This window comes from Amycolatopsis sp. NPDC057786 (assembly GCF_042797905.1).
Lineage (GTDB): Bacteria > Actinomycetota > Actinomycetes > Mycobacteriales > Pseudonocardiaceae > Amycolatopsis.
The window spans coordinates 159,022-182,234 of record NZ_JBHVKW010000005.1; the positions used below are offsets into that span (position 1 = coordinate 159,022).

The following is a 23,213-nucleotide window of genomic DNA, read 5'->3' on the forward strand; positions in this document are numbered from 1 at the left end:
AAACGCGACGGGGCCCCTTCCGAAGGGCGTCAGACGCCCAGGTCGCCACCGAGGTAGGCGGCCCGCACCTGCGGGTCGTCCAGCAGCTCGGCACCGCGGGCGCTCTTGACCACTTGCCCGGTCTCCAGCACGTACGCGCGGTCGGAGAGCTTCAGCGCCTGCTGCGCGTTCTGCTCCACCAGCAGGACCGTGGTCCCGCGTTTGTTGATCTCACGGATGATGTCGAAGATCTGCGCGATCAGCATCGGCGCCAGACCCATGGACGGCTCGTCGAGCAGCAGCACCTTGGGCTTGGTCATCAGCGCGCGGCCGATGGCGATCATCTGCTGCTCGCCACCGGACATCGTGCCGCCGAACTGGGTCTTGCGCTCGTTCAGCCGCGGGAACAGTTCGTAGACCTCGTCGAGGTCGGCCTTCAGGTCGTCCTTGCGGGTGTAGGCACCCATCAGGAGGTTCTCCTGCACCGTCATACCGGGGAACACGCCCCGGCCTTCCGGTGACTGGCCGATCCCGAGCTCGACCCGTTTGTGGCCGGGCGTCTTCGAGATGTCCTTGCCGTCGAAGAGGATCCGGCCGCTGGTCAGCGGACGCAGGCCCGAGATCGTCTTCAGTGTCGTGGTCTTGCCTGCACCGTTGGCGCCGATGAGCGAAACGATCTCGCCCTCGCCGACCTCGATGGTCATTCCCTTGAGCGCGGCGATCTTCCCGTAGTGGACGTTGATGTCCTGAACCTCAAGAAGCATCTTCCGCCACCCCCAGGTAAGCCTCGATCACCTTCTGGTTGTTCTGCACCTCTTGGGGGAGCCCTTCTGCGATCTTCTGGCCGAAGTCGAGCACGGCCAGCCGGTCGGCGATCTGCATGACCAAGCCCATGTCGTGCTCGATGAGCAGCACGGTCCGGCCGTCGTCACGGATCTTGCGGATCAGCTGCTGCAGCGAGTTCTTCTCCGCCGGGTTCATCCCGGCGGCGGGCTCGTCGAGCAGCAGCAGCTTCGGGTCGGTCGCGAGCGCACGCGCGATCTCCAGACGGCGCTGGTCGCCGTAGGAGAGGTTCTTCGCGGTGTTGTGCTCGACCCGGCCGATGCCGACGAAGTCCAGCAGGTCCCTCGCCAGCTCACGGCCCCGCTTTTCCTCTTTGCGATGTGTCGGCAGGCCGAGGGTCGCGGTGATCGCCCCGGTCTTGTGGTGCGAGTCCGCACCGACCATCACGTTCTCGAGTGCCGACATGTTGTGGAACAACCGGATGTTCTGGAACGTTCGCGCGATCCCGGTCTGGTTGATCTTGAACCGCTTCATCCCGTCGATCCGGGTGCCGTTGAACCGCACCTGGCCTTCGGTCGGCTGGTAGACACCGGTGACCACGTTGAACACGGTGGTCTTGCCCGCGCCGTTCGGGCCGATCAGGGCGAAGATCTCACCCTGGTTGATGCTGACGTTGACTTCCTTCAACGCCGTGACACCGCCGAAGCGCATGGTCACATTGTCGAATTCGAGCAGCGTGCTCATTTCGTCACCTCCGCCGAAGCCTCGGAATCCGGACCCGCGACTTCGGCGCCCATGGCACCCATCCCGCCCGTTCCATCACGTAGTTCCGCTTGGCGTTGCCGCGACGGCAGCAGACCCTCCGGTCGCAGCGCCATCATCAGCACCAGCACGGCACCGAAGATCAGGATCCGGTACTCCAGGAGGAACCGGAACCGCTCCGGGAGCCAGGCGACGAGGAAGGCGCCGAGGATCACGCCGGGCAGGTTCCCCGCGCCACCGAGCACGACGGCCGCGAGAATGGTCGCCGAGAGGATAAACGGGAAGTTCTCCGGAGCGATGAAGACGGCCTTGCTGGCGTGGATGCCGCCCGCGAACCCGCCGATCATGGCGCCGATGGCGAACGCCAGCAGCTTGAACTTGAACGTCGGGACGCCCATCAGTTCGGCGGCATCCTCGTCCTCGCGGATCGCGGCCCATGCACGCCCGACGCGGCTCTTCTGCAGGCGAACCGAGAAGACGATCGCGATCACGATCGCGGCCAGGATCAAGTAGTAGTACGGTGCCGCGTCCAGCAGGAACTCGGTGCCGAACAGGGGCTCCGGGTGCGGGATGTTGGTGATACCGCGTGCGCCACCGATGGCGTCGGTGTTGTTCGCGGTGATCCGGACGATCTCACCGAAGCCGAGCGTGACGATCGCCAGGTAGTCACCGCGAAGCCGCAGTGTCGGAGCACCGAGGATGACTCCTGAAATAGCGGCGAGGAAGATGCCGACCAGCAAGGTCGGCCAGACGAGCCAGCCGTAGTTCACCCCCATTGTCGCGAGGGTGTAGGCGCCGATCGCGAAGAACGCGACGAAACCGAGGTCGAGCATGCCCGCGTGACCGACCACGATGTTCAGGCCGATCGCCAGCAGGATGTAGATCCCGATCGGGAAGATCAGGACACTCGTCCAGTCCGAGTCCGGGGACATGAACGACCCGATGGCGGGCGCGGGCAGGATCAACGCACCCGCGATCAAGGCCAGGTAAACACCATAACGTTGCCAATGCGGGGCGCGTGCCCACCAATCCCGCATACCGTCAACGGGGTGAAAGCCGGCGCGCTTGGCCGTGCCGTTCTCTGGGGACTTTTCAGCCACTTCTTCGTTGCCCTTCATGCGCGTGCCCGCTGCAGCGATTCACCGAGGATGCCGGTGGGCCGGAACATCAGGACCAGCACCAGTACCACGAACGCGGTGACGTCCTTCCATTCCGAACCGAAGAAGATCGAACTCCAGTTCTCCACCAGACCGAGCACGATGCCACCGAGCAGAGCGCCGCGCAGGTTGCCGATACCTCCCAGCACGGCCGCGGTGAACGCCTTGATGCCGAGGAGGAACCCGATGCGGTAATCGGTGTTCTCGTATTCCATGACGTACAGCGCGGCGGCGACACCGGCCATCGCGCCACCGAGCAGGAACGTGAGGCGCACGATCTTGTCGATGCTGACGCCCATCAGCACCGCGGCTTCGGGATCCTGTGCGGTGGCACGGATACCGCGGCCGATGCGGGTGCGGCTGACCAGCTGGTCGAGCACGACCATCATGATCACGGCACCGACGATGACGAACACGTGGTCCGTGCGCACGACACCGTTGCCGATGCGGAAGAGCTCCTCGTGCGGGATGAACCGCGGCGCGTTCTGTTGCACACGGCCGGATTTGTCCGTGATCCATTCGATGACCTCGAGGCCGAACAGCTCCTGCAGGAACAGCGAGGCGCCGATGGCGGAGATCAGGGCGGCGAGCCGGGTCGCGCCCTTCTTGCGGAGTGGCCGGTACGCCACTTGCTCCAGCAACACCGCCGCGCCGCCGGACACGGCGGCCGAAGCGATGATGATCAGCAGCAGTACGGCGATCATCCCGAACACGCCGAGCGTGATCGGGGCGGTGCCGCCCGCGATGGTGATCAGGACGAACAGGGACGTGATCGTCCCGATCATGAAGATTTCGGAATGCGCGAAGTTGATGAGCCGGAGCACGCCGTAGACCATTGTGTAGCCGAGGGCGATGAGGGCGTAGATGCTTCCGGCGACCAGTCCGCCGATGGTGCTACCGAGGAACTGGGCTTGCAGATCTTGAAGCATGACGTGGATGCCTTACGGGACGGGGCGGATTCTTTCGCCACATTTGCGGGAAGCGGGGGTGCTGTGTTCGCACAGCGCCCCCGCTTCCGTTAGGTGTTCCTGCCTGCTCCGTCAGCCGTTGAGCTTGGCTTCGGTCGAGGCGCCGAGGTTCTTGATGACGCCGTTGGTGACCTGGTAGACGTAGATCGCGTTCGTCTGCGGCTCGCCGTTCTCCTTGAACTTGATCTGCTTCGAGACACCCTTGAAGTCGACCGTCTTCAGGAACTCGTTGATCTTCTCCGAAGTGGTGTTGCCTGCCTTGACCGCGTTGATGATGGCGGTCGCGGCGTCGTAGCCCTCGGTCGCGTAGATCGCCGGGTCGGCGTTGTACGCGGCCTTGTACTTGGTGACGAACTCGTCGCCGGTGCCGGCGTCCTTGATGTTGCAGGGGCAGCCGATGACGGCCTTCTCCGCGGCCGCGGCACCCGCGCCGCTCACGAGCTGGGCGTCGAGCGAACCGTCGCCGGTGGCGAAGGTGGCGGTCACCTGGCTGTCACGCAGCTGCTTGAGCAGACGGCTGCCCTGGGCGTAGTAGCCACCGAAGAGGATGACGTCCGGGTTGGCGGCCTTGACCTTCTGCACGGTCGAGGAGTAGTCCGACGCGTCCTTGGCGAACTTGTCGCGGTCGACCGGGACGTTCTTCTCCTTGAAGGTCTTCTCGAAGGCGTCCGCGAGGCCGACGCTGTATTCCTGGTCGTCCGAGATGACGTAGGCCTTCTTGGGCGACTTCGCCGTGATGAGGAAGTTGGCGATGGCCGGGCCCTGGTCGTTGTCGTTCGCGACGACACGGTGCCAGTACTTCCAGCCGTTGGCGGCCAGGCCCGGGCCCGTCGCCGAGGGCGAGACGCTCGGGATCTTGTTCTGCTCCAGCTGACCACCGATGGCCTTCGACTCACCGGAGAAGGCCGGGCCGATCAGGGCGGTGATCTTGTCCTGGCCGACGGCGGTCGCGATCAGCGACGTCGCCTGCTCGGGCTTGCCCTGGCTGTCGTATTCCTTGAGTTCCAGCTTCGTCGCCGGGTTCGTCTTGTTGTACTCGTCGATAGCGAGCTTGGCGCCGTTGCGGGGCGGGATCACGATCCCGGAGTTCTCACCGGTGAGGTCACCCATGAACCCGATCTTCAGCGTGCTGCTGTCACCGCTGCCGGACGAGCTGCTGCCGCCTGCACAGCCCGCCAGCGCCAGCGACGCAGCCGCCGCGACGGCGAAAACCCGTCCAAAACGCACTCCTGACACCGACTACCTCCCATGACCAACCAGCCGCCGGTAGGCGTTGCCCCCGACACAGGGGCTAGGTTAGGGCAGGAAGATATCCCCCTACGCCATGATCTGCCCAGACGCCCATCACTCTGTGTCCACATCGTGACGGTCGAAACCAGAACGAATTGCACGAAAAGGCGAATGTTGCCGGTTGTCGAGTCTTCGCTGGTCACGCTGGGGATTCACCGCTACCACGTCGATCATGCTGGTGGGTAAGGATCATGTTTCGGCCGCGTATCTTGCGCTTTTTCAGCTCTTCCGTGGGCGGCCGTTCGTCGTAGCAATGCTGCCCCAAAGGGCGTCAACGGTGCCCCCTCTTCTCTCGCGCCGTGACAACCGATGGTTGTCGTCGCGGTCCGAACGGCTGTTGGATTCCGGCCCTGGCCTCGCGATTAGCTGTCCCCATGACGATGAGTACCGAAGTGATCGAAGGCGTGGCCGCGGGAGTCCCGTTCGTGGCGGTGCCGCCGTCGGACGGGAAGCGTCCGGCGCCGCTGGTGCTGACCTGGCATCTGCTGGGCGCGCCGTTCAGTGAGGCGGCCATGGCGGCGGCGCTGCCGATGCGGGACCTGCACGCGTGGCGGGTGCACCTCGGGTTGCCGCTGACCGGTAAACGGTTCCCCGATGGCGGTTTCGAGGGCTTCTTCCGCCTCGCGAGCGAGGACAACGTGCTCAACGTCGTCGAACCGCTCACCAGGCAGGTCGAGGCGGAGTTCCCGGCCGCGGTGGCGGAACTGCGCTCCCGCCTGTCCATTGAGGACGGACCGGTCGGGCTGGTCGGCGGTTCGCAGGGCGGCGCGGTCGCGTTGCAGATGCTGACCCACCCGGAGATCCCGGTGGCGGCGGCCGCGCTGGTGAACCCGGTGACCCAGCTGGCGCCGGTGATCGCGGCGAACGAGCGGGTCTACGACGTCACCTATCACTGGTCGGACCGGTCCCGCGCGGTCGCGAACGAGTACGACTACGTGCGGCGGGCCGACGAACTGACCGCGCCGGTCCTGCTCGTCATCGGCGAGGAGGACGACGTTTCGATCACCGAGCCTGCCGAGGCCCTGCACAAGACGTTGGGGGAGCGGCGATCCGAGCTCGTCACGATCCCGGGGATGGCACATGAGTTCGCCGACGCGCCCGGCCTCGAACCGGCTCCGCAGACGGCCCACGCGAAGCTGGTCGACGCCGAGCTCACGCGCTGGTTCGCCCGGCACCTAGCTGTCTGAGGTCGTCGTCCGGCAGCCAGGATCGCGCGGGATCGTAGGTGCACCAACCTTCTTCGTGGCTGGTCCGGCCGGCGAGCGCCAGCAGGCGCCGCAGGGCCGGGCCTTCGCCGCGCCGCCACACCACCGACCACGGGAAAAGCGGCGACGGCTCGAACGGCAGGACTCGCAGATTGAGGTCGGAGGCGAGGTCCATATCGGCGCCCGCGAGCGTGACCCGCTGCTTCCCGTAGCGAGTCTGTTCCAGTGTGTGCCTGAGGTCGTAACTGACGCCGGAGTCGTCGATCGGGACGGCGAATTCTTTGCATAGGCGTTGCAAATAAGAAAGCCATTCGATCGGGCCGCCCAATTGCGGAATCCAGATGCCCTCACTCCGGAGATCGGACAGTTTCAGGACATCGTTGTCCGCGAGTGGGTGTTCGGGCGCGAGAAGGGCGACCAACGGTTCCAGCCGGACGAGCCGGTGCTCGAGTTCGGCGGGCACTTCGCGCCCGAGGTCCGCGACGCGGCCGAACGCGAGATCGATCTCGCCACGGACCAGGGGGTCGAGGGCGTTGGCCAGACCGCGTCCGGCGACGCGCTCGACCGCCAGTGAGGGGTCACGCTGCGCGATGCGCCGCAGCATGTACAGGGGGGACAGGCGCGGATCGATGACGTCGAGGCGGGGCGGGCGGTCCTGCAGGCCCATCGCGGCGACGGCGGCGTCGGCCGCGCGGATCAGCTCGCGCGCGTGCGGGAGGAACCGGTCGCCGTCGGCGGTCAGCTCGACGGACCTGTTGGTGCGCCGGAAGAGCTGGACCGACAGGGTGTCCTCGAGCTTCCGGACGCGCTTCGACAGCGCCTGCTGGGTGAGGAACAGGGATTCTGCCGCTCGACCGAAATGGCCGTGGTCGGCGGTGGCGACGAACGCGCGCACCTGGGCCGTGTCGAGATCCACGTCCCTGAAGGTACGTGAAGGCCCCCTTACCTACCCTCAAGGTAGTGAAGGAGGCCTTCAAGGACTACGCGATCGCTACCTCAGCCTCAGCAGCACCGCCAGGCCCAGCAGTCACAGCGGTCGCGCGTGAAGGACCCTTCCCCCAGTACATGATGGCCCCCTTCCTGTACCTAGGCGCAAGGAAGGGGTCCTTCATGTACTGGGGAAGGTGTGAAGGTCGAGTTTCTTCGGCTGAGCCGAGGAAAGGGGTCCTTCACGCGCGACGGCTGTGACTTGCGGGGCTGGTGTTGTTGAGGCTGAGGTGACGATCGTGTAGTCCGTGACCACCTGGTCGCCACCCCCTTGACCAGCGGACAGACGACTTTGCCGGGGCCCTGACCCTCAAGGTAGTGAAGGAGGCCTTCACGGACTCACATGCCCGGCGGCCGCTCCCGCACCACGCACGTCAGCCGCGCCGTGCACGACCGGCGCCCCTGGTCGTCGGTCAGCACGATCTCGGCGGTCACGGTCCCGCGTCCGACGTGCACCGGGGTGGCGACACCGGTCACCCGCCCGGAGCGGACCGCCCGGTGGTGCGTGCACGAGAGTTCGAGCCCCATCGTCGCCTTGTCGGTGCCGGCGTTGAGCGCGCAGACCATGGAACCGAGCGCCTCGGCGACCACGGCGTTCGCGCCGCCGTGGAGGAGACCGTAGGGTTGGAGATTGCCCTCCACCGGGATGCTGCCCACGACGCGTTCGGGGCCGAATTCGCTGATCTCGAGCCCGAGCTTGTCGTTGAGCTGCTGTCCGGCGTAGGCCGGGTCGATCCCGGCGAAGGATTCGAGGGCTTGTTCGGTCACGCAGAGCTCCTTAAACGACACGACAGGTAGGACTGTCAGACCCTCACCCTAGACTCGCTCCCGTGAGCCCGAGTGAGAACACGACCGTTGCCAACGCCACACCTGCCACCGCACAGGCCGAGCGGCCCAAACTGCTGCTGATCGACGGCCATTCGATGGCGTATCGCGCGTTCTTCGCGCTGCCCGCGGAGAACTTCAAGACGAAGACCGGGCAGACGACGAACGCGGTATTCGGGTTCACCTCGATGCTCATCAACCTGCTGCGCGACGAGGCGCCGACCCATCTCGCGGTGGCGTTCGACCTCTCCCGCAAGACGTTCCGGTCGGAGACGTACGCGGAGTACAAGGCCAACCGCAGCACCACCCCGGACGAGTTCAAGGGCCAGGTCGGGCTGGTCGAGGACGTGCTGAAGGTCCTCGGCATCCCGGCGCTGACCAAGGAGAACTACGAAGCCGACGACATCATCGCCACGCTCACGACACAGGCGACCGCCGAAGGCTTCGACGTCCTCATCTGTACGGGCGACCGTGACGCGCTCCAGCTGGTGACCGACCAGGTCACCGTGCTGTACCCGAAGCGCGGCGTGTCGGAGATGACCCGGTTCACCCCGGAGGCGGTCGAGGAGAAGTACGGCCTCACCCCGGCGCAGTATCCGGACTTCGCCGCGCTGCGTGGCGACCCCTCGGACAACCTGCCCAGCATCCCCGGCGTCGGCGAGAAGACGGCCGCGAAGTGGATCAGGCAGTTCGGCTCCTTCAACGAGCTGATCGACCGGGTCGACGAGGTCAAGGGCAAGGTCGGCGACGCGCTGCGCGAGCACCTCGGCGCGGTCATGCTGAACCGCCAGCTCACCGAGCTGATCCGCGACGTCGAGCTGGAGCTCGGCCCGAGCATGCTCGAACTGCGCCCGTGGGACCGCGAGGCCGTCCACGCGCTGTTCGACGAGCTCGAGTTCCGCGTCCTGCGGGACCGGCTCTTCGCCACCCTGCAAAGTGCCGAGCCCGAGGCCGAAGAGGGTTTCGAGGTCAGCGGTTCGAAGCTCGCGCCCGGCGCGCTCACGGAATGGCTCTCCGCGCACACCGGCCAGGACCAGCCGGTCGGCCTGGCGTTCCGCACCACCGGTGCCTCGGTCCGCTCCGATCTGAAGGCCATCACGTTCGCGGCCGCGGACGGCGAGGGCGCGTACGTCGACGTCACCGCGATGGACGCCGAGGACGACAAGGCGCTCACGGCCTGGCTCGCCGACGAGAAGATCAAGAAGATCGGCCACGAGCTCAAGGTCCCGCTGCACGCGGTCCGGGCGCGCGGCTGGACGTTCGCCGGGCTCGTCATGGACACCGCGCTCGCGGCGTACCTGGTCCGCCCCGGCCAGCGCACCTTCGAACTCGACGACCTCGCCCTGCGGTACCTGCACCGTGAGCTGCGGTCCGAGGCCGACACCGGGGACGGGCAGCTTTCGCTGCTCGACGGTGGCGCCGAGGACATGGAGCAGAAGGAGATCCAGGCCGAGCTGGTCAAGGCCCGCGCGGTCGCCGAGCTCGCGGGAGCGCTGACCAAGGAGCTCGAAGAACTGGGCGGCGCGCAGCTGCTCGCCGAGCTCGAACTGCCGCTGCTGCAGGTGATCACCGGTCTCGAAGCGGCGGGTATCGCGGTCGACATCGAGCACCTGACCAACCTGGAAGCGCACTACCTCGGCCGGGTCACCCAGGCCGCGGAGGAGGCGTACGCGGTCATCGGCAAGCAGGTCAACCTCGGTTCGCCGAAGCAGCTGCAGGTCATCCTGTTCGACGAGCTCGGCATGCCGAAGACCAAACGCACGAAGACCGGCTACACCACCGACGCCGAGGCGCTGCAGAGCCTGTTCGAGAAGACCGAGCACCCGTTCCTGCAGCATCTGCTGGAGCACCGGGACGCGACGAGGTTGCGCACCACGGTCGAGGGCCTGATCAAGTCGGTCGCCGACGACGGCCGCATCCACACCACGCTGCTGCAGACGATCGCCGCCACCGGACGGCTCTCGTCGGTCGACCCGAACCTCCAGAACATCCCGATCCGCACCGAGGAAGGCCGCCGCATCCGCGACGCGTTCGTCGTCGGCGACGGCTACGCCGAGCTGATGACGGCGGACTACAGCCAGATCGAAATGCGGATCATGGCGCACCTCTCGCAGGACGAAGGGCTGATCCAGGCCTTCAACAGCGGCGAGGATCTGCACACTTTCGTGGCGTCGCGCGCGTTCTCGCTGCCGCCGGAGGAGATCACGCCGGAACTGCGCTTCCGGGTGAAGGCGATGTCGTACGGCCTGGCGTACGGGCTTTCGGCGTACGGGCTTTCGCAGCAACTGCGGATCTCGACCGAAGAAGCCAAGGAACAGATGGAGGCGTACTTCTCCCGTTTCGGCGGCGTGCGCGATTACCTCCATTCGGTCGTGGGCGACGCGGCGAAGGTCGGTTACACCGAGACGATCTTCGGCCGCCGCCGGTATCTGCCGGACCTCAACAGCGACAACCGGCAGCGCCGCGAAATGGCCGAGCGAATGGCGCTCAACGCCCCCATCCAAGGCAGCGCGGCGGACATCATCAAGGTCGCCATGCTCAACGTGCACAAGGCGCTGACCGAGGCGAAGCTGAAGAGCCGCGTGCTGCTCCAGGTCCATGACGAACTCGTCCTCGAGGTCGCTGATGGCGAGCGCGAGCAGCTGGAAGCGTTGGTGCGCCAGGGAATGGGCTCCGCCTACGAACTGGCGGTCCCACTGGAGGTGTCCGTGGGGTACGGACGGTCTTGGAACGACGCCGCACATTAGAGCCTGTCGGCGGAGCTGAAGACGGACCGTGAAACGGGACCGAACGCGCGAACCCGCCCGGCCGAAGGCCCCGCTATCGCGGTGGCAGGGCGCCTTTGCCTGCCACCGGGACGTGGGTGACCAGGTAGCGCCCTGCCGAGGTCGATGGCGGCCGCGGGTTCACCCCAAACAATTAGGCCTCGTGAGTGGTAATGACGGTTAGAGCCGTCATTACCACTCACGATCGGTAGGGTCTTTCGCGTGACTTCCGAGCGCGGACGCTGGCGGGTGCGGCTGCGCGATCACCGTGGGCGGATCCTGGGCGCCGGGACCATGCTCGACGGCGAACACCTCCTCACCTGCGCTCATGTGATCGAAGGCCATGACGACGTCGCCGTGGATTTCGTGGCGCTCCCCGGTGCGGAGCCCGGAATAGCCACGCTCCTCGATCTGGCGGCGCCCATCGGTGACGACGGCGGGGACATCGCGTTGCTCCGGTTGCGTGACCCCGAGGAGCAGATCTCCGGCGCCCCGCTCCACCGGACGGCCCTCGAAGACGGCCAACGGGTCCGCGCGTACGGCTTCCCGCCCAACTCGGACGGCATGTGGTCGTTGGCGACCGTCGTCGGCGACGGCGGCCACGGCCTCGAACGCGTCCAGCTGCACCGCACTCCGGACGCCGAGCCGATCACCCACGGCTTCAGCGGTTCCGCGGTGATCGCCGAGAAGACCGGTCACGTCGTCGGCATGGTCGCGACCCGGTACGCGACCGAGGCAGGCCGGGTCTCGTGGATGATCCCGGTCGAGACCATGCTCGGGTATCTGCCCGCCCTGCGCCGCTGGGCCGAGGGCACCCCCGCGATCGACCCGGGCTTCGTGCGGTACCCGGAACCGCCCGCGATCGATCCGCTGTTCGCCCGCGAATTCGCCAGGTGGCTCGGCGGGCACGGCCGGGCGGACGTCCGGGTGATCATCATGGGGGAGCACGATTCCGCCGTCGCCACTTCGCTTCGGCGGGCCGTCGTCCTCGCCGACCGCGAGCGCGGGGCGGGCCGGAGCGTGTCCGGGCCGACCGTGCCGCCGCTGGGCAGTGTCGTGCTCGCAGTCGACGCCGTCGGCAAGACCGCCGACGAGGTCCGCCGCCGGATCGTCGACCGGCTCGACGTCGCCGCGGATTCGCCCGCGGGCCGTCACGGGTCCGCGCGTACCGTCGTCGTCTCCGGGATCGACGAAGCGGCCGAGCCCGACGTGCTCGTCGGCGAGGTGCTCGTGCCGCTGGCCCAGCGCGCGCACGAGCTCGGGCTTCGGCTCGCGCTGGCCTTCCGCGAGGAGACCTCGCCGGGAGTGAGCGTGGTCCGGTCGAGCACGGACGTCCTGTCCGCCGGCGAGGACGACACCGAGGGCCGCCTCGCCTTGCTGGAAACCCGGTTGGGTGAACTCGACAGCCTGGAGAGGGAGAATCTGGGCGACGCGCCCCGCTTTTCCGACGCTCCGCACGTTCATCCCAAGGCGCGACGGCTGAGAGGCGCGTTGACGCAACTGCGTTCGGCGGAGAAGGACGGCGAAACCGAATGGGTGAAAAGGCAGCTTCCGGTCTGCGAGCGAGCCGTGGCCAAGACCGTCGAGCGCGCCCGCGACCTCCGCCGACTCCTCGACGAGAACCTCGCGCGGCGCGCGGAACTACGCGCCCGGCTCGACGCGTACGGGGAGATGGCCCGTAACAGCGGCCTCGTCGAAGACGTCGAACTGGACGCCGCCTACGCACCCGCCTGGCGGATGCTCTTCGAAGGACCGTGTGACCTCGTTGCCGCGGCGGCGGCCGTCGAGCGGTACGCGGACACCGTACGGAAACGGATCGACGGATGACGGCCTGCGGACACGACGGCTGCCCGGGTGTGCTCGGCAAGACCGGGTTCTGCAAGATCTGCGGATTGCCGCCGGGGACACCGGAAGAGCCCGCGCCGCGGGAGAAACCGACACTGGTGATCCCCGGCCCCGGCGAGGCGCCGACCAGGATCACCAGCACGGTGGTCACTCGTTCCCAGCAGATCGCGGGACACGCGAGCGCGGACGACCGGGTCCCGCTGCCGGTCGTCGAACTCCCGGATGTCGCGGGCCGCCTGCTCACCGAACCGCATGTCCCGGAAGAGGAACGGTTCTGCGGCAAGCACGGGTGCACGGCCACCCCGGTCGGCCGTTCGGTCGGCGGCGGGCCCGCGCCCACCGAAGGGTTCTGCCCGGTCTGCCGGACGCCGTTCTCCTTCGCGCCCAAGCTCGCGGCCGGCGACGTGGTCGACGGCCGCTACCACGTGCTCGGCTGCGTCGCGCGCGGTGGGCTCGGGTTCGTCTACCTGGCGACGGATTCCGGGCTCGGCGACCGGTACGTCGCACTCAAGGGCCTGATCAACACGAACAACACCGCCGCCGTCCGGATCGCGGAGACCGAAAGCCAGGTGCTCACCGCGCTGGACCATCCGAACGTCGTCCGGATCCTCGACGTGGTCGAACACGAGGACCTCCGCTACATCGTCATGGAGTTCGTCGACGGGCTTTCCCTGCGGGAGGTCAAGAATCGCGGCCGGGCCGGGCTGGACTCCAGTGAAGGACGGCTGCTCGTCGAGCACGTCGTGGCGTACGGGCGCGAGATCCTGACCGCGCTCGACTACCTGCACGGCGAGGGCCTGCTGTACTGCGACATGAAGCCGGACAACGTGATCCACGGCGAGAAACGGATCAAGCTCATCGATTTCGGCGCCATCCGCAAGATCACCGACGACGAAAGCCCGATCGTCGGTACCGAGCACTATCAGGTGTCGCCGCGGGAACGGGCGGAACACGGGCTCACCGTCCGGTCTGACATCCACACCGTCGGCGTGACGCTGCGGGAGCTCTTCCAGGCCAGCGACGGCTGGTCGGTCACCACCGACGCGCGCGGCGTCCGGTTCGGCATCGAATCGTTCCTCCGTGTCCTCGACCGGGCGACCGCCCCGTTCGAGCAACGGTTCGCGACCGCGCGCGAGATGCTGGTCCAGCTCGACGGTGTGCTGAGCGAAATCCTTTCCTTGCGGGACAAGCAATCCCGGCCCGCCGGCTCGACGTTGTTCGCCGAAGGGGCGGTTCTGCTCGACGCCGGGCTCGGCCAGGCTCCGCCGCTGGAGCACTGGACGCGGGGGACACCCGTCTCGCTCGGCGCGCGTCCGAGCGCCGCGGAGATCGCCGTCGGGCTCCCCGTGCCGCGCGAGGATCCGGACGACCCGCAGGCGAGCTTCCTGCGCGCCGTCCGGGCGCCCGATGCCGCGCGGCTGCTGAAGAAGCTCGACAAGGTACCGGGTTCGGTCGAGGTCGAGTTCCGCCGCTGCCGGGCACATCTGGAGCTCGGGGCGACCGTCGAAGGCGCTCTGGCGGTGGCTGAGGCCGAACGGTTGCTGGGCGAGCGCGCCGCCCATGACTGGCGAGTGGCGTGGCACCGCGGCCTGCTCGCGCTCGGCGCCGGCGATTTCGCGGCGGCGAAGGAGAAGTTCACCGCCGTGTACCGCGACATCCCCGGCGAGGAGCCGCCGAAACTCGCGCTCGGGCTCTGCGAGGAGCACCTCAACGGCGCGGCCGCCGCCGAGCGGTACTACGACGCGCTGTGGGTGCGGGACCGGTCGCAGGTCAGCGCGGCGTTCGGGCTCGCGCGGGTCCGGCTGATGCGTGGCAACCGCGCCGCCGCCGTCGAAATCCTCGACCAGGTCCCGGAATTCTCGCGCTACGACGAGGCGGCGCGGATCGCCGGGGTGCGGGTGCTGTCCGCGCCGATGCCGGGGACGGGGGATCTCCCGGCGTCGGCCGAACTCGACGACGCCGTGGTCCGGCTGACCGCTCTGGATCTCGACGGCGATTTCCTCGACAGGCTGGTGACCGCCGTGCGCGAGACCGGGCTGGCCGCCGTGCTCCTCGGGCAGGACGGGATCACCGAAGGCGAGATCCTGCGCGCGGGCGAGACGGGTGCCCGCACGGCGCTGGACAAGTCGTACCGTCGGCTCGCCCACCACGCGCCGACGGCGGAAGCGCACGACGTGCTGATCGATCTCGCCAATTCCGTGAGACCGGTGACCTTGGTGTGAAAGGGGCGAAATGAGGGAACCGAGTCTGGGCCTCGAAGTGCACCAGAACAAGTTCCTTGCCGAGGGCGACCGGACGATGACCGCGATCGTCCGGGTCGTCTCCCGCGGCGGCGAGGCGGCCGTGTCCAGGACGGCCGCCGAAGTCCTGATGATCGACTGCTCCAGTTCGATGCGCTTCCCCAGCACCAAGATCGGCGAGGCCAGGCAGGCGGCAGCGGCGGCCATCGACGTCCTGCCCGACGGTGTACGGTTCGCCGTCATCCAGGGCACCGAAGGCGCCAAGATGATCTACCCGGCCGAGGACGGCCTGGTGACCGCCTCCGCGGAGACCCGGGCGGAGGCGCGCGCCGCCGTCGAGCACCTCGCGGCCGTCGGTGGCACCGCGATGGGAGCCTGGCTCGCCAAGGCACGCGACCTCTTCGACCTCGTGCCCGGCGCCGTCCGCCACGCGATCCTGCTCACCGACGGCCGCAACGATTCGCAGACCAGGGCCGACCTGATGAGCGTGCTGAACAGCTGCGAAGGCCGGTTCGTCTGCGACGCCAGGGGGATCGGCGACGGCTGGGAGCCCGCGGAACTCACCCAGATCGGCCGGGTGCTGCGCGGGAACGTCGACTCGGTCGTCGAGGACGACAAGCTGGCCGAAGATTTCCGGCAGCTGGTCGAGAGCGCGATGACGAAGGTGCTGCCCGAGGTCCGCCTGCGCATCGGCACCATGCCGTTCAGCAGGCTGCGGTCGATCAAGCAGGTGTTCCCCGACGAGTACGACCTCACGGACCGGTGCCAGGAGGTCGCGCTTCGCGAGCAGGAGCTGTCGCTCGGTTCGTTCGCGAGCGACGAGACCCGGGATTACCAGCTGATCCTGGATCTCGATCCGGACCTCGAACCCAGCCACGGACAGGATCGTCAGCTGGCGTGGACGGAACTCGTCCCCGTGCCGGGAGCCACGGTCGAGGAGGACGCGCTGGCCATCGCGGGGAGGTGGACCCGTGACCCGATTCCGCCGACGCTCATTCACCCGATGGTTTCGAAGTACGCCGCACAGGCCGATCTCGGTGAGGCGCTGACCTCGGGCGGCGACGCGTACGCGGCAGGAGACCGGGCCGGGGCCGAGCAGGCTTGGGGCCGGGCGGTCGCCTTGGCCACCGCTTCGGGCGACGAAGAGACGCTCAGCCGTCTCTCGGGGGTCGTGGAGATCGTCGACGCCGAGAAGGGGATCGTGCGCCTGCGGCCGGACGCGACGCGCAGCCACGCGTTGCACGTCGTCATCCCGTCGAGGGTTTCGGAAATCGCACTTCCGCAGGAAGATCGGCCGATGCCCGAAGGAGCGCCACTCACCTGCCCCGCCTGCCCCGCGCTTTCGCCCGCCGGGGCGAACTTCTGCGTGGGCTGCGGAAGACCGTTCGGCGAGGCGGTTTCGTGACGGCCACCAGGGTGCGGCTGGTCCGCCTCCGCACCGCCCTGTTGGCGCTCACCCTCGCGGTACTGGTGGTGTCGCTGTGGGCGTTCCAGAACGTCCAGAACACGGCGGAGACCGTCCGCGACCGCACCGCGCACGCGGTACTCGAAGTGACGGCCGCGCGGGCCGCGCTGGTGGCCGCCGACGCCGCGGCGATCGCGAGTTTCGCCTCCGGCGAGGCGCGACTCGCCGGGCCGGGACAGGAGTACTCGAACCAGCTGGCGCTGGCGAGCCAAAGCCTTGCGAGGGTCGCGGAGTTCAACCAGGCGGGTGAGGAAGGCGGTAACGCGCTCCAGGTGATCGAAAGCCAGGTCGCGGCCTACTCGGGCTCCATCGGGCAGGCCGACGTGCACTTCCGTCAGCCGGACGCCGCCGTACTGGGCGCGGTCGATCTCTGGCATGCCTCAAGGCTGTTGCACGCTCCGGGCGGTGTCCTGGAGGAGCTGGAACTGTTGCAGGGCAGGCAACGCGAGGCGCTGGACCGGCAGCTGGCGTCCACCGGGATGAGTCTCGCGATGCTCCCGCTGTGGCTTCTGCCGGTGCTCGCGCTCCTGGCGCTGCTGGTCCTCACCCAGCTGTACCTGAGGAAACGGTTCCGCCGCGTGGCGAACGTCCCGCTGCTCGCGGCGACCGTGCTGATCGCCGCCATCGGGGTCGCCGTGGTGTTCACCCTGGTCAGCCGTGACCGGCTGGACTCGGTCGGGGGGCGGCTCGACGGCGTCGCCGCCGCGCGGGCCGCGCAGATCAAGGCGGCCGACGACGAAGGCCAGCGACGGCTCGCGGAGCTGCTGGCCGGGTACTGCGACGAGGAGCAGGGATGCGGTGTGACCGTCGACGGGTTCCGGGAGCGGGTACGGCAGGCCACCACGCCGGCGACCGACAACACGCGGGTGGCCACGGCGGGCGCGAAGGCGGTGGCGGCCGATGCCTCCGCCGCGGCCGAATCGGGCGGGCGGGAATTCCTGATCCCGGCGGGCACCCTGCTCGCGGGCGGGCTCGTCCTGCTCGGCCTGCACGCCAGGATCGACGAATACCGGTACCGCCCGTGAAACGCCTGCTGGCCGTGGTGATGGCGCTGTCGCTGGTCGCGGGCGGCTGTTCGGCGTCGGCGGCGGACGGGCCGGTCGTCGTCCTCGCGTCCTGGACAGGGGAGGAGGAGAGGGCGTTCCGCCAGGTGCTGGAGGCTTTCAAGGCCGACACCGGGATCGATTACCTCTACGAGGGAACGCGGGCCGTCGACCAGGTGCTCGCTTCGGACGTCCAGCGCGGCACGCCGCCGGACGTGGCCGTCCTGCCCAACGCCGGGGTGCTGGCGAAGTACCAGAAGTCGGGTGATCTGCTGCCGCTCGACGAAGATCTCTCCGCCGCCGTGACCCGGTCCTTCAGCCCGCAATGGGTCACGCTGCAGCAGATCGGCACCGAGAGGTTGTACGCGGTCGCCGTCAAGGCCGATCTCAAGAGCCTGATCTGGTACAACCCCGCGCGGATGACCGGGATCCGTCCCACGACGTTCGCCGGGCTCCGCGAGTATTCGGCCGGGCTGGCGGCCGCCGGGGGCACGCCCTGGTGCGTCGGGATGGGCGCCCCGCCTGCCTCGGGCTGGCCGGGAACCGACTGGATCGAGGACATCCTGCTGCATTCGGCGGGCCCCGACAAGTACCGGCAGTGGGCGTCCGGCGGCCTCGAATGGAGGTCGCCCGAGGTCAAACAGGCCTGGCTGGACTGGGGTTCCGTACTCGAGCCCAGCGCGATCCGGGGCGGTACCGCGGCCGCCCTGTTGACCGACTTCGGTGACGCGGGCAAGCCGATGTTCACCGACCCGCCCGGATGCGCGCTCGAACACCAGGCGTCGTTCATCATGAGCCGGTACCAGAACTTCCAGCGGCCGGACGGGACGTTCCCCAAGCCCGGTACCGATTTCGACTTCCTGACCTTCCCGGGGCGGGACGTCTCCGAGGTCGCCGCCGACCTCGCCGGGATGTTCCAGGAGACGCCCGGTGCGCGGAAGCTGATGGAATTCCTCGCTTCGGAGAAGGCGCAACGGATCTGGCCGTCGATTCCCCGCGCGAACGCCTTCTCCGCCAACCGGAAGCTCGGCCTCGACGTCTATCCGGACGAGGTGAGCCGCCGGGTCGCGGACACGATCACCACGGCGTCCGCGCTGTGCTTCGACGCGTCGGACCTGATGCCCGCGACGATGACCGGCGCGTTCCACCGCGCCGTCCTGGAGTACCTGAGCAACCGGGACCGCCTGGACATCCTGCTGAGACAACTCGACGACGTCCGGGAGAGCATCCAGCCCGGCGAATGGTTGAAAATCCATTGTGGACAGTGAGGAGCATCGGTGAACGACCTGGCGCGGTTCCCCCTCGAAGGCGGCGGTTCGGTGGTCGTCGAGATCGACCCGGTCCCCGGCACCTCCCGGGTCTCCCGGCGTGACGACCTGGTCGAGGACGCCAAGGGATCCTTCGAAGCGGCGCTCGCGAACGTCAAGGACGCGGCGGTGGCGGCTCTGGACACCTTCCGGTCGATGACCAGGGGACCGGACGAGGTCGAGCTCAAGTTCGGCGTCAAGCTGACCGCGCAGGCGGGCGCGGTCATCGCGAAAACGGGACTGGAGGGGAACTTCGAGGTCAAGCTCAAGTGGGCCAAGGACACGGAGAGCTGAAGGACGCTTTCCCCGCATGAGACGCGGTGAAGGACGCTTTCGTCGCATGCGATGCGGGGAAAGCGTCCTTCAGCTCCGGCCGAGGCCCCGGATCAGCACCATCACCGATTCCCGCACGTCGGCCCGCGTCCGCTTCGGCTGGAACACCTGCCAGTCGAGGGCGACGACCAGCATCGTGCCGAACAACCCGGCCGCGGCCGTCGGGATCTGGACGCCGTCGGGCAGCCGCCCGGCGGCGTCCAGCCGGTGGAGCTGTTCGCGCACGATCGAGATGATCTCCTCGCGCAGCAACGTCAGCGTCTCGTGCCAGGTGCCCGGCGTACGCCACATCTCGCTCACCAGGATCTGCGAGAAACCGGGGTATTCGGCGATGAACTCCAGCGCACCGTCCACTTGCGACTCGATGACGTCCATCGGGTCGCCGTCGCCGGTGGCCGCGCGCAGGCGGTCCGCGAGCACGCCGACGCCGTAGCGCAGCAGCGCGTCGACGAGACCGTCCTTGCTGCCGAAGTTGTAGTAGACGGTGCCCTTCGCGACCTTCGCCTCGGCCGCGATGTCGTCGACCGTCAGCCCGACGAGGCCGCGGCTGGCCGACAGCCGAAGCGTCGCCTCGAACAGCTTCTGCTTCGTCGCCTCACCCCGGGGACTCACAACGCCAGCTCGGGTTTCAGCGCCGAAACCGTCCACGTGCGCCGTTTCCGCGCCGCCAGCGTCGAGACCAGGATCCCGCCGACGAGATACGCGACCAGGACGCCGATGTCACCGAGGATCTCCATCGAGGCGCCACTGTAGAGCAGGTGCCGGAACCCGTCGATCGCGTAACCCATCGGCAGCACGATGTGCAACGGGTACAACGCGTCCGGGATGGTCTGCCACGGGAACGTGCCGCCCGCGCTGACCAGTTGCAGTACCAGCAACACCAGGCCGAGGAACTTCCCGACGGCGCCGAAGAACGCGTTGAGCGCGTGCACCACGGACGTGAAGGTCAGCGACACCAGCACGGCGAACCCGATCGCGCCGAGCGGATGCGCGACGTCGATGCCGACCAGCCAGGTCACCGCGCCGAACAGCACGATCACCTGAGCGATCCCGAGCAGTGCCGAGGACAGCCAGCCGCCGAGCGCGACCTTGAACGGCGACGCGCCGGCGGTCAGGGCGCGGGTCGAGAGCGGGCGCAGCAACAGGAACAGCACGAACGCGCCGATCCAGGTCGCGAGCGAGATGAAGAACGGGGCGAGACCGGCGCCGTAGGTCCCGGCCGAGGCGACGCCGGAGGAGTTGACCGCCACCGGGTCGGCGATCGTGTTGGCGGTCGCCGCGCGGGTGGGGTCGTCCGGGTTCGGGATCTCCTTGAGCCCGGCGGCGAGCCCGTCGCGCAGTTGCACCGCGCCGTCGGCGAGCTGGTTCGTGCCGGTGACCGCGGACTTCTCGCCGTCGTTCAGCTTCGCGGCACCGTCACGGATCTGGTTCGACGCGTCGGCGGCCTGCGCGATGCCGCTGGTCAGCTGCGGGGTGGCCGAGGCCAGCTGGTGCGCGCCGTCGGAGACCTGCCGCGCACCGGACGCGAGCTGGGCGAGCTGGCTGTTCGCGCCCTGGATCTTCGTGTTCGCCTGGTCGACCGGCGACCGGAGGGTGTCGAGACGGCTCAGGATCTCCTGGACCTTCGTCTCGGGGACGCCGGCGTCGCGCAGGTCCTGCGCGAGCTGGGTGCGGTAGCCGTCGAGTTTGGCCTGGATGTCCCCGGAAGCCGTCGCCGCGAGCGAGGCGGCGTCGGCCACCTTCTGGTTCCCGTCGGCGACCTGACCGGCGCCGTCGGCGAGCTTCTGCGTCTGCGCGGGGAGCTGGGCGGTACTGGATTTCAGGGTGCCGAGCCCGGTCGCCAGCTGGGAGCTGCCGGAGGCGAGCTGGGAGGCGCCGTCCGCCAGTTGCTGCTGTCCCGTCTTGAGCTTGCCCGCGCCGTCGGCGAGCTGGGAAGCGCCCGTCGAGGCCTCCTGGATCTTGCCGTAGATCGTGGAGAAGCCGACCAGGAACTTGTCCGCCGCTTCGCTGCCGACCTTCTCCGCGATCGTCTTGCGGACCTGTTCGGCCACCTGTTTCGCGATGGTCCCGGACAGGTAGTTGTTCGCGTCGTTGGTGGTCAGCGTGATCGTCGCCTGCTGGGGCTGGAAGTTGCCCGAGGACAGCAGCGCGGTGGAGAAGTCGCGCGGGATTCCGATGGCGAACGAGTACTTGTCGTCGCGGACGCCCTTCGCCGCCTCCTCCGGCGACACCTCGTGCCACTGGAAGGTGCCGGACTTGACCAGTTCGTCGGTGACCTCGCGGCCGACGTTGCGTTCCACGCCGGCCGAGTCCTTCGCGCCGGTGTCGGCGGTGAAGACGGCGGCGGGCAGCTTGTCGAGGCGCGAGTACGGGTCGTAGTTCGCGTAGAGGTAGAAGGACGCGTAGAGCAGCGGCACCAGGACGAGCGCGACCATGGCGAGCTTGGGCAGGGTGCCGCTGCTCAGCCGGCGCAGCTCGTTGGCGGCGATCCGGACGGGGTTCATTCCTGGTCTCCTGAAGTCTTTTCGATCTCCGCGGTTTCGTCCGGCTCGGGCTCGACGGGCGCGCAGCGCACGGGGTCGGGCTGATCGAGGGCGCCGCAGAGGGCGGGTTTCTCCGGCAGGGCCGAAACCGGGGTGGTGGCGGTCAGCACGATGACGGCGAGGCCGCGCTCGGCGTGTTCGCGGGCGAGCTTCGCCCAGCTGTCGACGTCGCTGGTGTGCCGGTCCGGGGTGTCGAGCACGAGGACGCCGACCCCCTTGCGGTCCGCGGCCAGCGCGGTGAGCAGCCGCGTGCGCAGCACCGGTTCGAGATTTTCGAAGCGGGTGGTGGCGAAAGCGGCGGCGTCGTGTTCGGCCAGCCAGCTCGCGACGGCGGCCTTGTTCGCCGGGCGTTTCGCCAGTTCGAGTTCCTCCCCGACGACGACCTGCAGCGACAACGCGCCGTCCGGCTCGCTCACGCCGGGGGAGTCGACGATCGCCACGACCTTCTGCGGGTCGCCGCCCTCGACGGTCACCGTCCCGGTGGCGGGCTTCAGCCTGCCCGCCAGCGCCAGCCCGAAGGCGGTGACGCCGACCCCCGGCTCGCCGTGCACGATCGCCAGCTCACCGCCCGAAACGGTGAGCGAGGTAGGCGACAGCAACGTGCCGTGGGGTCCGGTCACGGACACCCTGTCGGCTTGAACCCGCACGAAGAACTCCCAGGTCGGTGACTCGCGGAACTTAAACTGACTGGTCAGTTCAAAAGTTAGCCCTGACCTGGGAGGTATACAACCGTGGGGGGCTTACGTCACACGCAAGAGTGACGAAACCCCCGCAAACCGGACGGCTAACGCAGGGCCGAAGCCGGATGGACCTCCCAGGACGTCCACAGTGGACGATAACCCTGCCGGTGCCAGAACACCGAAGAAAGCGGGTTGGTCGGGTTGTAGTAGAGGTACGTGCCGTCGGCGCCGCCCGCGGCGAACTCCTCGTGCACCGCCGCCATCAGTGTGCGGCCGAGGCCGCTCCCGCGCAGGGCGGGCACGGTGACGACGTTGTTGACGTAACCCCAGCGGCCGTGGGGGAGGAGTTCGGCCTCGGCCGAACCCGGCGTCGAGGTGATCCAGGCGCCGTGCGCGAACGCGGCGACGCGGGCGTCCCGTTCGGCCAGCCACAACAGCGGGCGGTCCTTGTCGAGGGCGACTTCCAGCGCCGGGGCGAGCAGTTCGGCGGCGTTCGGGCGGTACCGGGTGGCGACCTTGCCGATGTAGTCGTGCGTCGACACGGCCAGTTCGAGCAGGGTGTCGAAGTCTTCGTGCCGGGCCCGGCGGACGGTCACGCCGTCGGCGCCCGGATCGTCGCGACGGCGCCCGGTGCGCACGGCGAGGGCGGACATCGGCACCAGCCCGTGGTCGAGGAACGCGCGGATCGCCTCGGCGTCTCGGCTCGGCCAGTTGATCACGCAGGACGAATCCTCGCCGGGTGCTTCGGCGTCGATCCGCGTCCGCCACGCGCGCAGCAGCACGTCCATGCCTTCAGTGCCGGTGGTCCCGATGAAGGGGAACAGCTGCCACGCGTCGGCGGCCGACCAGAGCAGGGTGACGTCGTCCGGACCGTGCAGCTGACGTTGCACCACGCCGGTGACCTGGACACCCGCCGCCGTGGCGGCGTCCACGCGCTCGCCGCCGACCGGGGGCGGCGCCGCTTCGGGCAGGAGCCGGTCGATCGCCGCGAACCGGGCGCGGTGCGCGTCGAACAACGTCTTCTCGATTTCCATCC

19 protein-coding genes are annotated in these 23,213 nt (G+C 68.4%); 8 read left to right on the forward strand and 11 right to left on the reverse strand.

Going from position 1 to position 23,213, the window contains the following annotated elements; genetic code table 11:
• Positions 1 to 29 precede the first annotated feature (29 nt).
• The 5 genes from ACFVM3_RS06005 to ACFVM3_RS06025 all read right to left on the reverse strand — a co-directional run bounded on the left by ACFVM3_RS06005 (position 30) and on the right by ACFVM3_RS06025 (position 4,876).
• Complete coding sequence (locus ACFVM3_RS06005) at positions 30 to 743, reverse strand: ABC transporter ATP-binding protein (protein ID WP_125783240.1); 714 nt, start codon at positions 741 to 743, stop codon at positions 30 to 32.
• The gene (locus ACFVM3_RS06010) at positions 733 to 1,506 is read right to left on the reverse strand and encodes an ABC transporter ATP-binding protein (protein WP_378436011.1); all 774 of its coding nucleotides are present in this window, start codon (positions 1,504 to 1,506) and stop codon (positions 733 to 735) included. Before ACFVM3_RS06010 ends, ACFVM3_RS06005 begins: the two co-directional genes overlap by 11 nt.
• Positions 1,503 to 2,642, reverse strand: coding sequence for a branched-chain amino acid ABC transporter permease (locus ACFVM3_RS06015; RefSeq protein ID WP_378436013.1), 1,140 nt, complete (start codon positions 2,640 to 2,642; stop codon positions 1,503 to 1,505). The genes ACFVM3_RS06010 and ACFVM3_RS06015 overlap by 4 nt, the downstream gene beginning before the upstream one ends.
• Positions 2,639 to 3,610, reverse strand: a complete 972-nt coding sequence (locus tag ACFVM3_RS06020; RefSeq protein ID WP_378436015.1) for a branched-chain amino acid ABC transporter permease — start codon at positions 3,608 to 3,610, stop codon at positions 2,639 to 2,641. Before ACFVM3_RS06020 ends, ACFVM3_RS06015 begins: the two co-directional genes overlap by 4 nt.
• A gap of 111 nt (positions 3,611 to 3,721) precedes the next feature.
• Positions 3,722 to 4,876 carry a branched-chain amino acid ABC transporter substrate-binding protein gene (locus ACFVM3_RS06025; RefSeq protein ID WP_378436017.1) on the reverse strand — a complete coding sequence of 385 codons (1,155 nt, stop codon included), beginning with the start codon at positions 4,874 to 4,876 and terminating at the stop codon, positions 3,722 to 3,724.
• A 437-nt stretch (positions 4,877 to 5,313) separates the two neighbouring features.
• Here ACFVM3_RS06025 and ACFVM3_RS06030 point away from each other — a divergent pair, with 437 nt between their 5' ends.
• Positions 5,314 to 6,126, forward strand: a complete 813-nt coding sequence (locus ACFVM3_RS06030) for an alpha/beta hydrolase family protein (protein ID WP_378436019.1) — start codon at positions 5,314 to 5,316, stop codon at positions 6,124 to 6,126.
• Here ACFVM3_RS06030 and ACFVM3_RS06035 read toward each other — a convergent pair.
• Together ACFVM3_RS06035 and ACFVM3_RS06040 are read right to left on the reverse strand one after the other, a co-directional pair.
• A complete protein-coding gene (locus ACFVM3_RS06035) occupies positions 6,092 to 7,060 on the reverse strand; it encodes a LysR family transcriptional regulator (RefSeq protein ID WP_378436021.1) in 969 nt (322 codons plus the stop codon). The genes ACFVM3_RS06030 and ACFVM3_RS06035 overlap by 35 nt on opposite strands.
• Before the next feature lie 410 nt (positions 7,061 to 7,470).
• Complete coding sequence (locus ACFVM3_RS06040) at positions 7,471 to 7,899, reverse strand: PaaI family thioesterase (protein ID WP_034315968.1); 429 nt, start codon at positions 7,897 to 7,899, stop codon at positions 7,471 to 7,473.
• Positions 7,900 to 7,961: 62 nt separating this feature from the next.
• Here ACFVM3_RS06040 and polA point away from each other — a divergent pair, with 62 nt between their 5' ends.
• The 7 genes from polA to ACFVM3_RS06075 all read left to right on the forward strand — a co-directional run bounded on the left by polA (position 7,962) and on the right by ACFVM3_RS06075 (position 18,915).
• Positions 7,962 to 10,703, forward strand: a complete 2,742-nt coding sequence (gene polA / locus ACFVM3_RS06045; protein ID WP_378436023.1) for a DNA polymerase I — start codon at positions 7,962 to 7,964, stop codon at positions 10,701 to 10,703.
• Between the two features lie 240 nt (positions 10,704 to 10,943).
• Positions 10,944 to 12,548: a serine protease gene (locus ACFVM3_RS06050; RefSeq protein ID WP_378436025.1), complete on the forward strand. Its 1,605-nt coding sequence runs from the start codon at positions 10,944 to 10,946 to the stop codon at positions 12,546 to 12,548.
• Entirely contained in the window at positions 12,545 to 14,788 is a 2,244-nt protein-coding gene (locus tag ACFVM3_RS06055; RefSeq protein ID WP_378436026.1) for a tetratricopeptide repeat protein, read from the forward strand. The genes ACFVM3_RS06050 and ACFVM3_RS06055 overlap by 4 nt, the downstream gene beginning before the upstream one ends.
• Positions 14,789 to 14,798: 10 nt before the next feature.
• Complete coding sequence (locus tag ACFVM3_RS06060) at positions 14,799 to 16,211, forward strand: VWA domain-containing protein (protein ID WP_378436028.1); 1,413 nt, start codon at positions 14,799 to 14,801, stop codon at positions 16,209 to 16,211.
• Entirely contained in the window at positions 16,208 to 17,296 is a 1,089-nt protein-coding gene (locus ACFVM3_RS06065) for a hypothetical protein (protein ID WP_378436030.1), read from the forward strand. The genes ACFVM3_RS06060 and ACFVM3_RS06065 overlap by 4 nt, the downstream gene beginning before the upstream one ends.
• A complete protein-coding gene (locus ACFVM3_RS06070) occupies positions 17,293 to 18,582 on the forward strand; it encodes an ABC transporter substrate-binding protein (protein WP_378436032.1) in 1,290 nt (429 codons plus the stop codon). Before ACFVM3_RS06065 ends, ACFVM3_RS06070 begins: the two co-directional genes overlap by 4 nt.
• 9 nt (positions 18,583 to 18,591) lie before the next feature.
• Complete coding sequence (locus ACFVM3_RS06075; protein ID WP_378436033.1) at positions 18,592 to 18,915, forward strand: CU044_2847 family protein; 324 nt, start codon at positions 18,592 to 18,594, stop codon at positions 18,913 to 18,915.
• Positions 18,916 to 18,984: 69 nt separating this feature from the next.
• On the opposite strand, the gene ACFVM3_RS06080 is transcribed toward ACFVM3_RS06075, so the two are convergent.
• From ACFVM3_RS06080 to ACFVM3_RS06095, 4 genes are all read right to left on the reverse strand, one after another.
• Complete coding sequence (locus ACFVM3_RS06080; RefSeq protein ID WP_378436035.1) at positions 18,985 to 19,566, reverse strand: TetR/AcrR family transcriptional regulator; 582 nt, start codon at positions 19,564 to 19,566, stop codon at positions 18,985 to 18,987.
• The gene (locus ACFVM3_RS06085; protein ID WP_378436037.1) at positions 19,563 to 21,458 is read right to left on the reverse strand and encodes a YhgE/Pip family protein; all 1,896 of its coding nucleotides are present in this window, start codon (positions 21,456 to 21,458) and stop codon (positions 19,563 to 19,565) included. Before ACFVM3_RS06085 ends, ACFVM3_RS06080 begins: the two co-directional genes overlap by 4 nt.
• Positions 21,455 to 22,144, reverse strand: coding sequence for an ABC transporter ATP-binding protein (locus tag ACFVM3_RS06090; RefSeq protein WP_378436039.1), 690 nt, complete (start codon positions 22,142 to 22,144; stop codon positions 21,455 to 21,457). Before ACFVM3_RS06090 ends, ACFVM3_RS06085 begins: the two co-directional genes overlap by 4 nt.
• Before the next feature lie 137 nt (positions 22,145 to 22,281).
• Entirely contained in the window at positions 22,282 to 23,211 is a 930-nt protein-coding gene (locus ACFVM3_RS06095; RefSeq protein ID WP_378436041.1) for a GNAT family N-acetyltransferase, read from the reverse strand.
• Between the last annotated feature and the right edge of the window lie 2 nt (positions 23,212 to 23,213).

Coding starts and splice junctions, on each gene's coding strand:
- ACFVM3_RS06005 (WP_125783240.1), bottom strand. CDS start 743: ATGCTTCTTGAGGTTCAGGACATCAACGTCCACTACGGGAAGATCGCC.
- ACFVM3_RS06010 (WP_378436011.1), bottom strand. CDS start 1,506: ATGAGCACGCTGCTCGAATTCGACAATGTGACCATGCGCTTCGGCGGT.
- ACFVM3_RS06015 (WP_378436013.1), bottom strand. CDS start 2,642: ATGAAGGGCAACGAAGAAGTGGCTGAAAAGTCCCCAGAGAACGGCACG.
- ACFVM3_RS06020 (WP_378436015.1), bottom strand. CDS start 3,610: ATGCTTCAAGATCTGCAAGCCCAGTTCCTCGGTAGCACCATCGGCGGA.
- ACFVM3_RS06030 (WP_378436019.1), top strand. CDS start 5,314: ATGACGATGAGTACCGAAGTGATCGAAGGCGTGGCCGCGGGAGTCCCG.
- ACFVM3_RS06055 (WP_378436026.1), top strand. CDS start 12,545: ATGACGGCCTGCGGACACGACGGCTGCCCGGGTGTGCTCGGCAAGACC.
- ACFVM3_RS06060 (WP_378436028.1), top strand. CDS start 14,799: ATGAGGGAACCGAGTCTGGGCCTCGAAGTGCACCAGAACAAGTTCCTT.
- ACFVM3_RS06085 (WP_378436037.1), bottom strand. CDS start 21,458: ATGAACCCCGTCCGGATCGCCGCCAACGAGCTGCGCCGGCTGAGCAGC.
- ACFVM3_RS06095 (WP_378436041.1), bottom strand. CDS start 23,211: ATGGAAATCGAGAAGACGTTGTTCGACGCGCACCGCGCCCGGTTCGCG.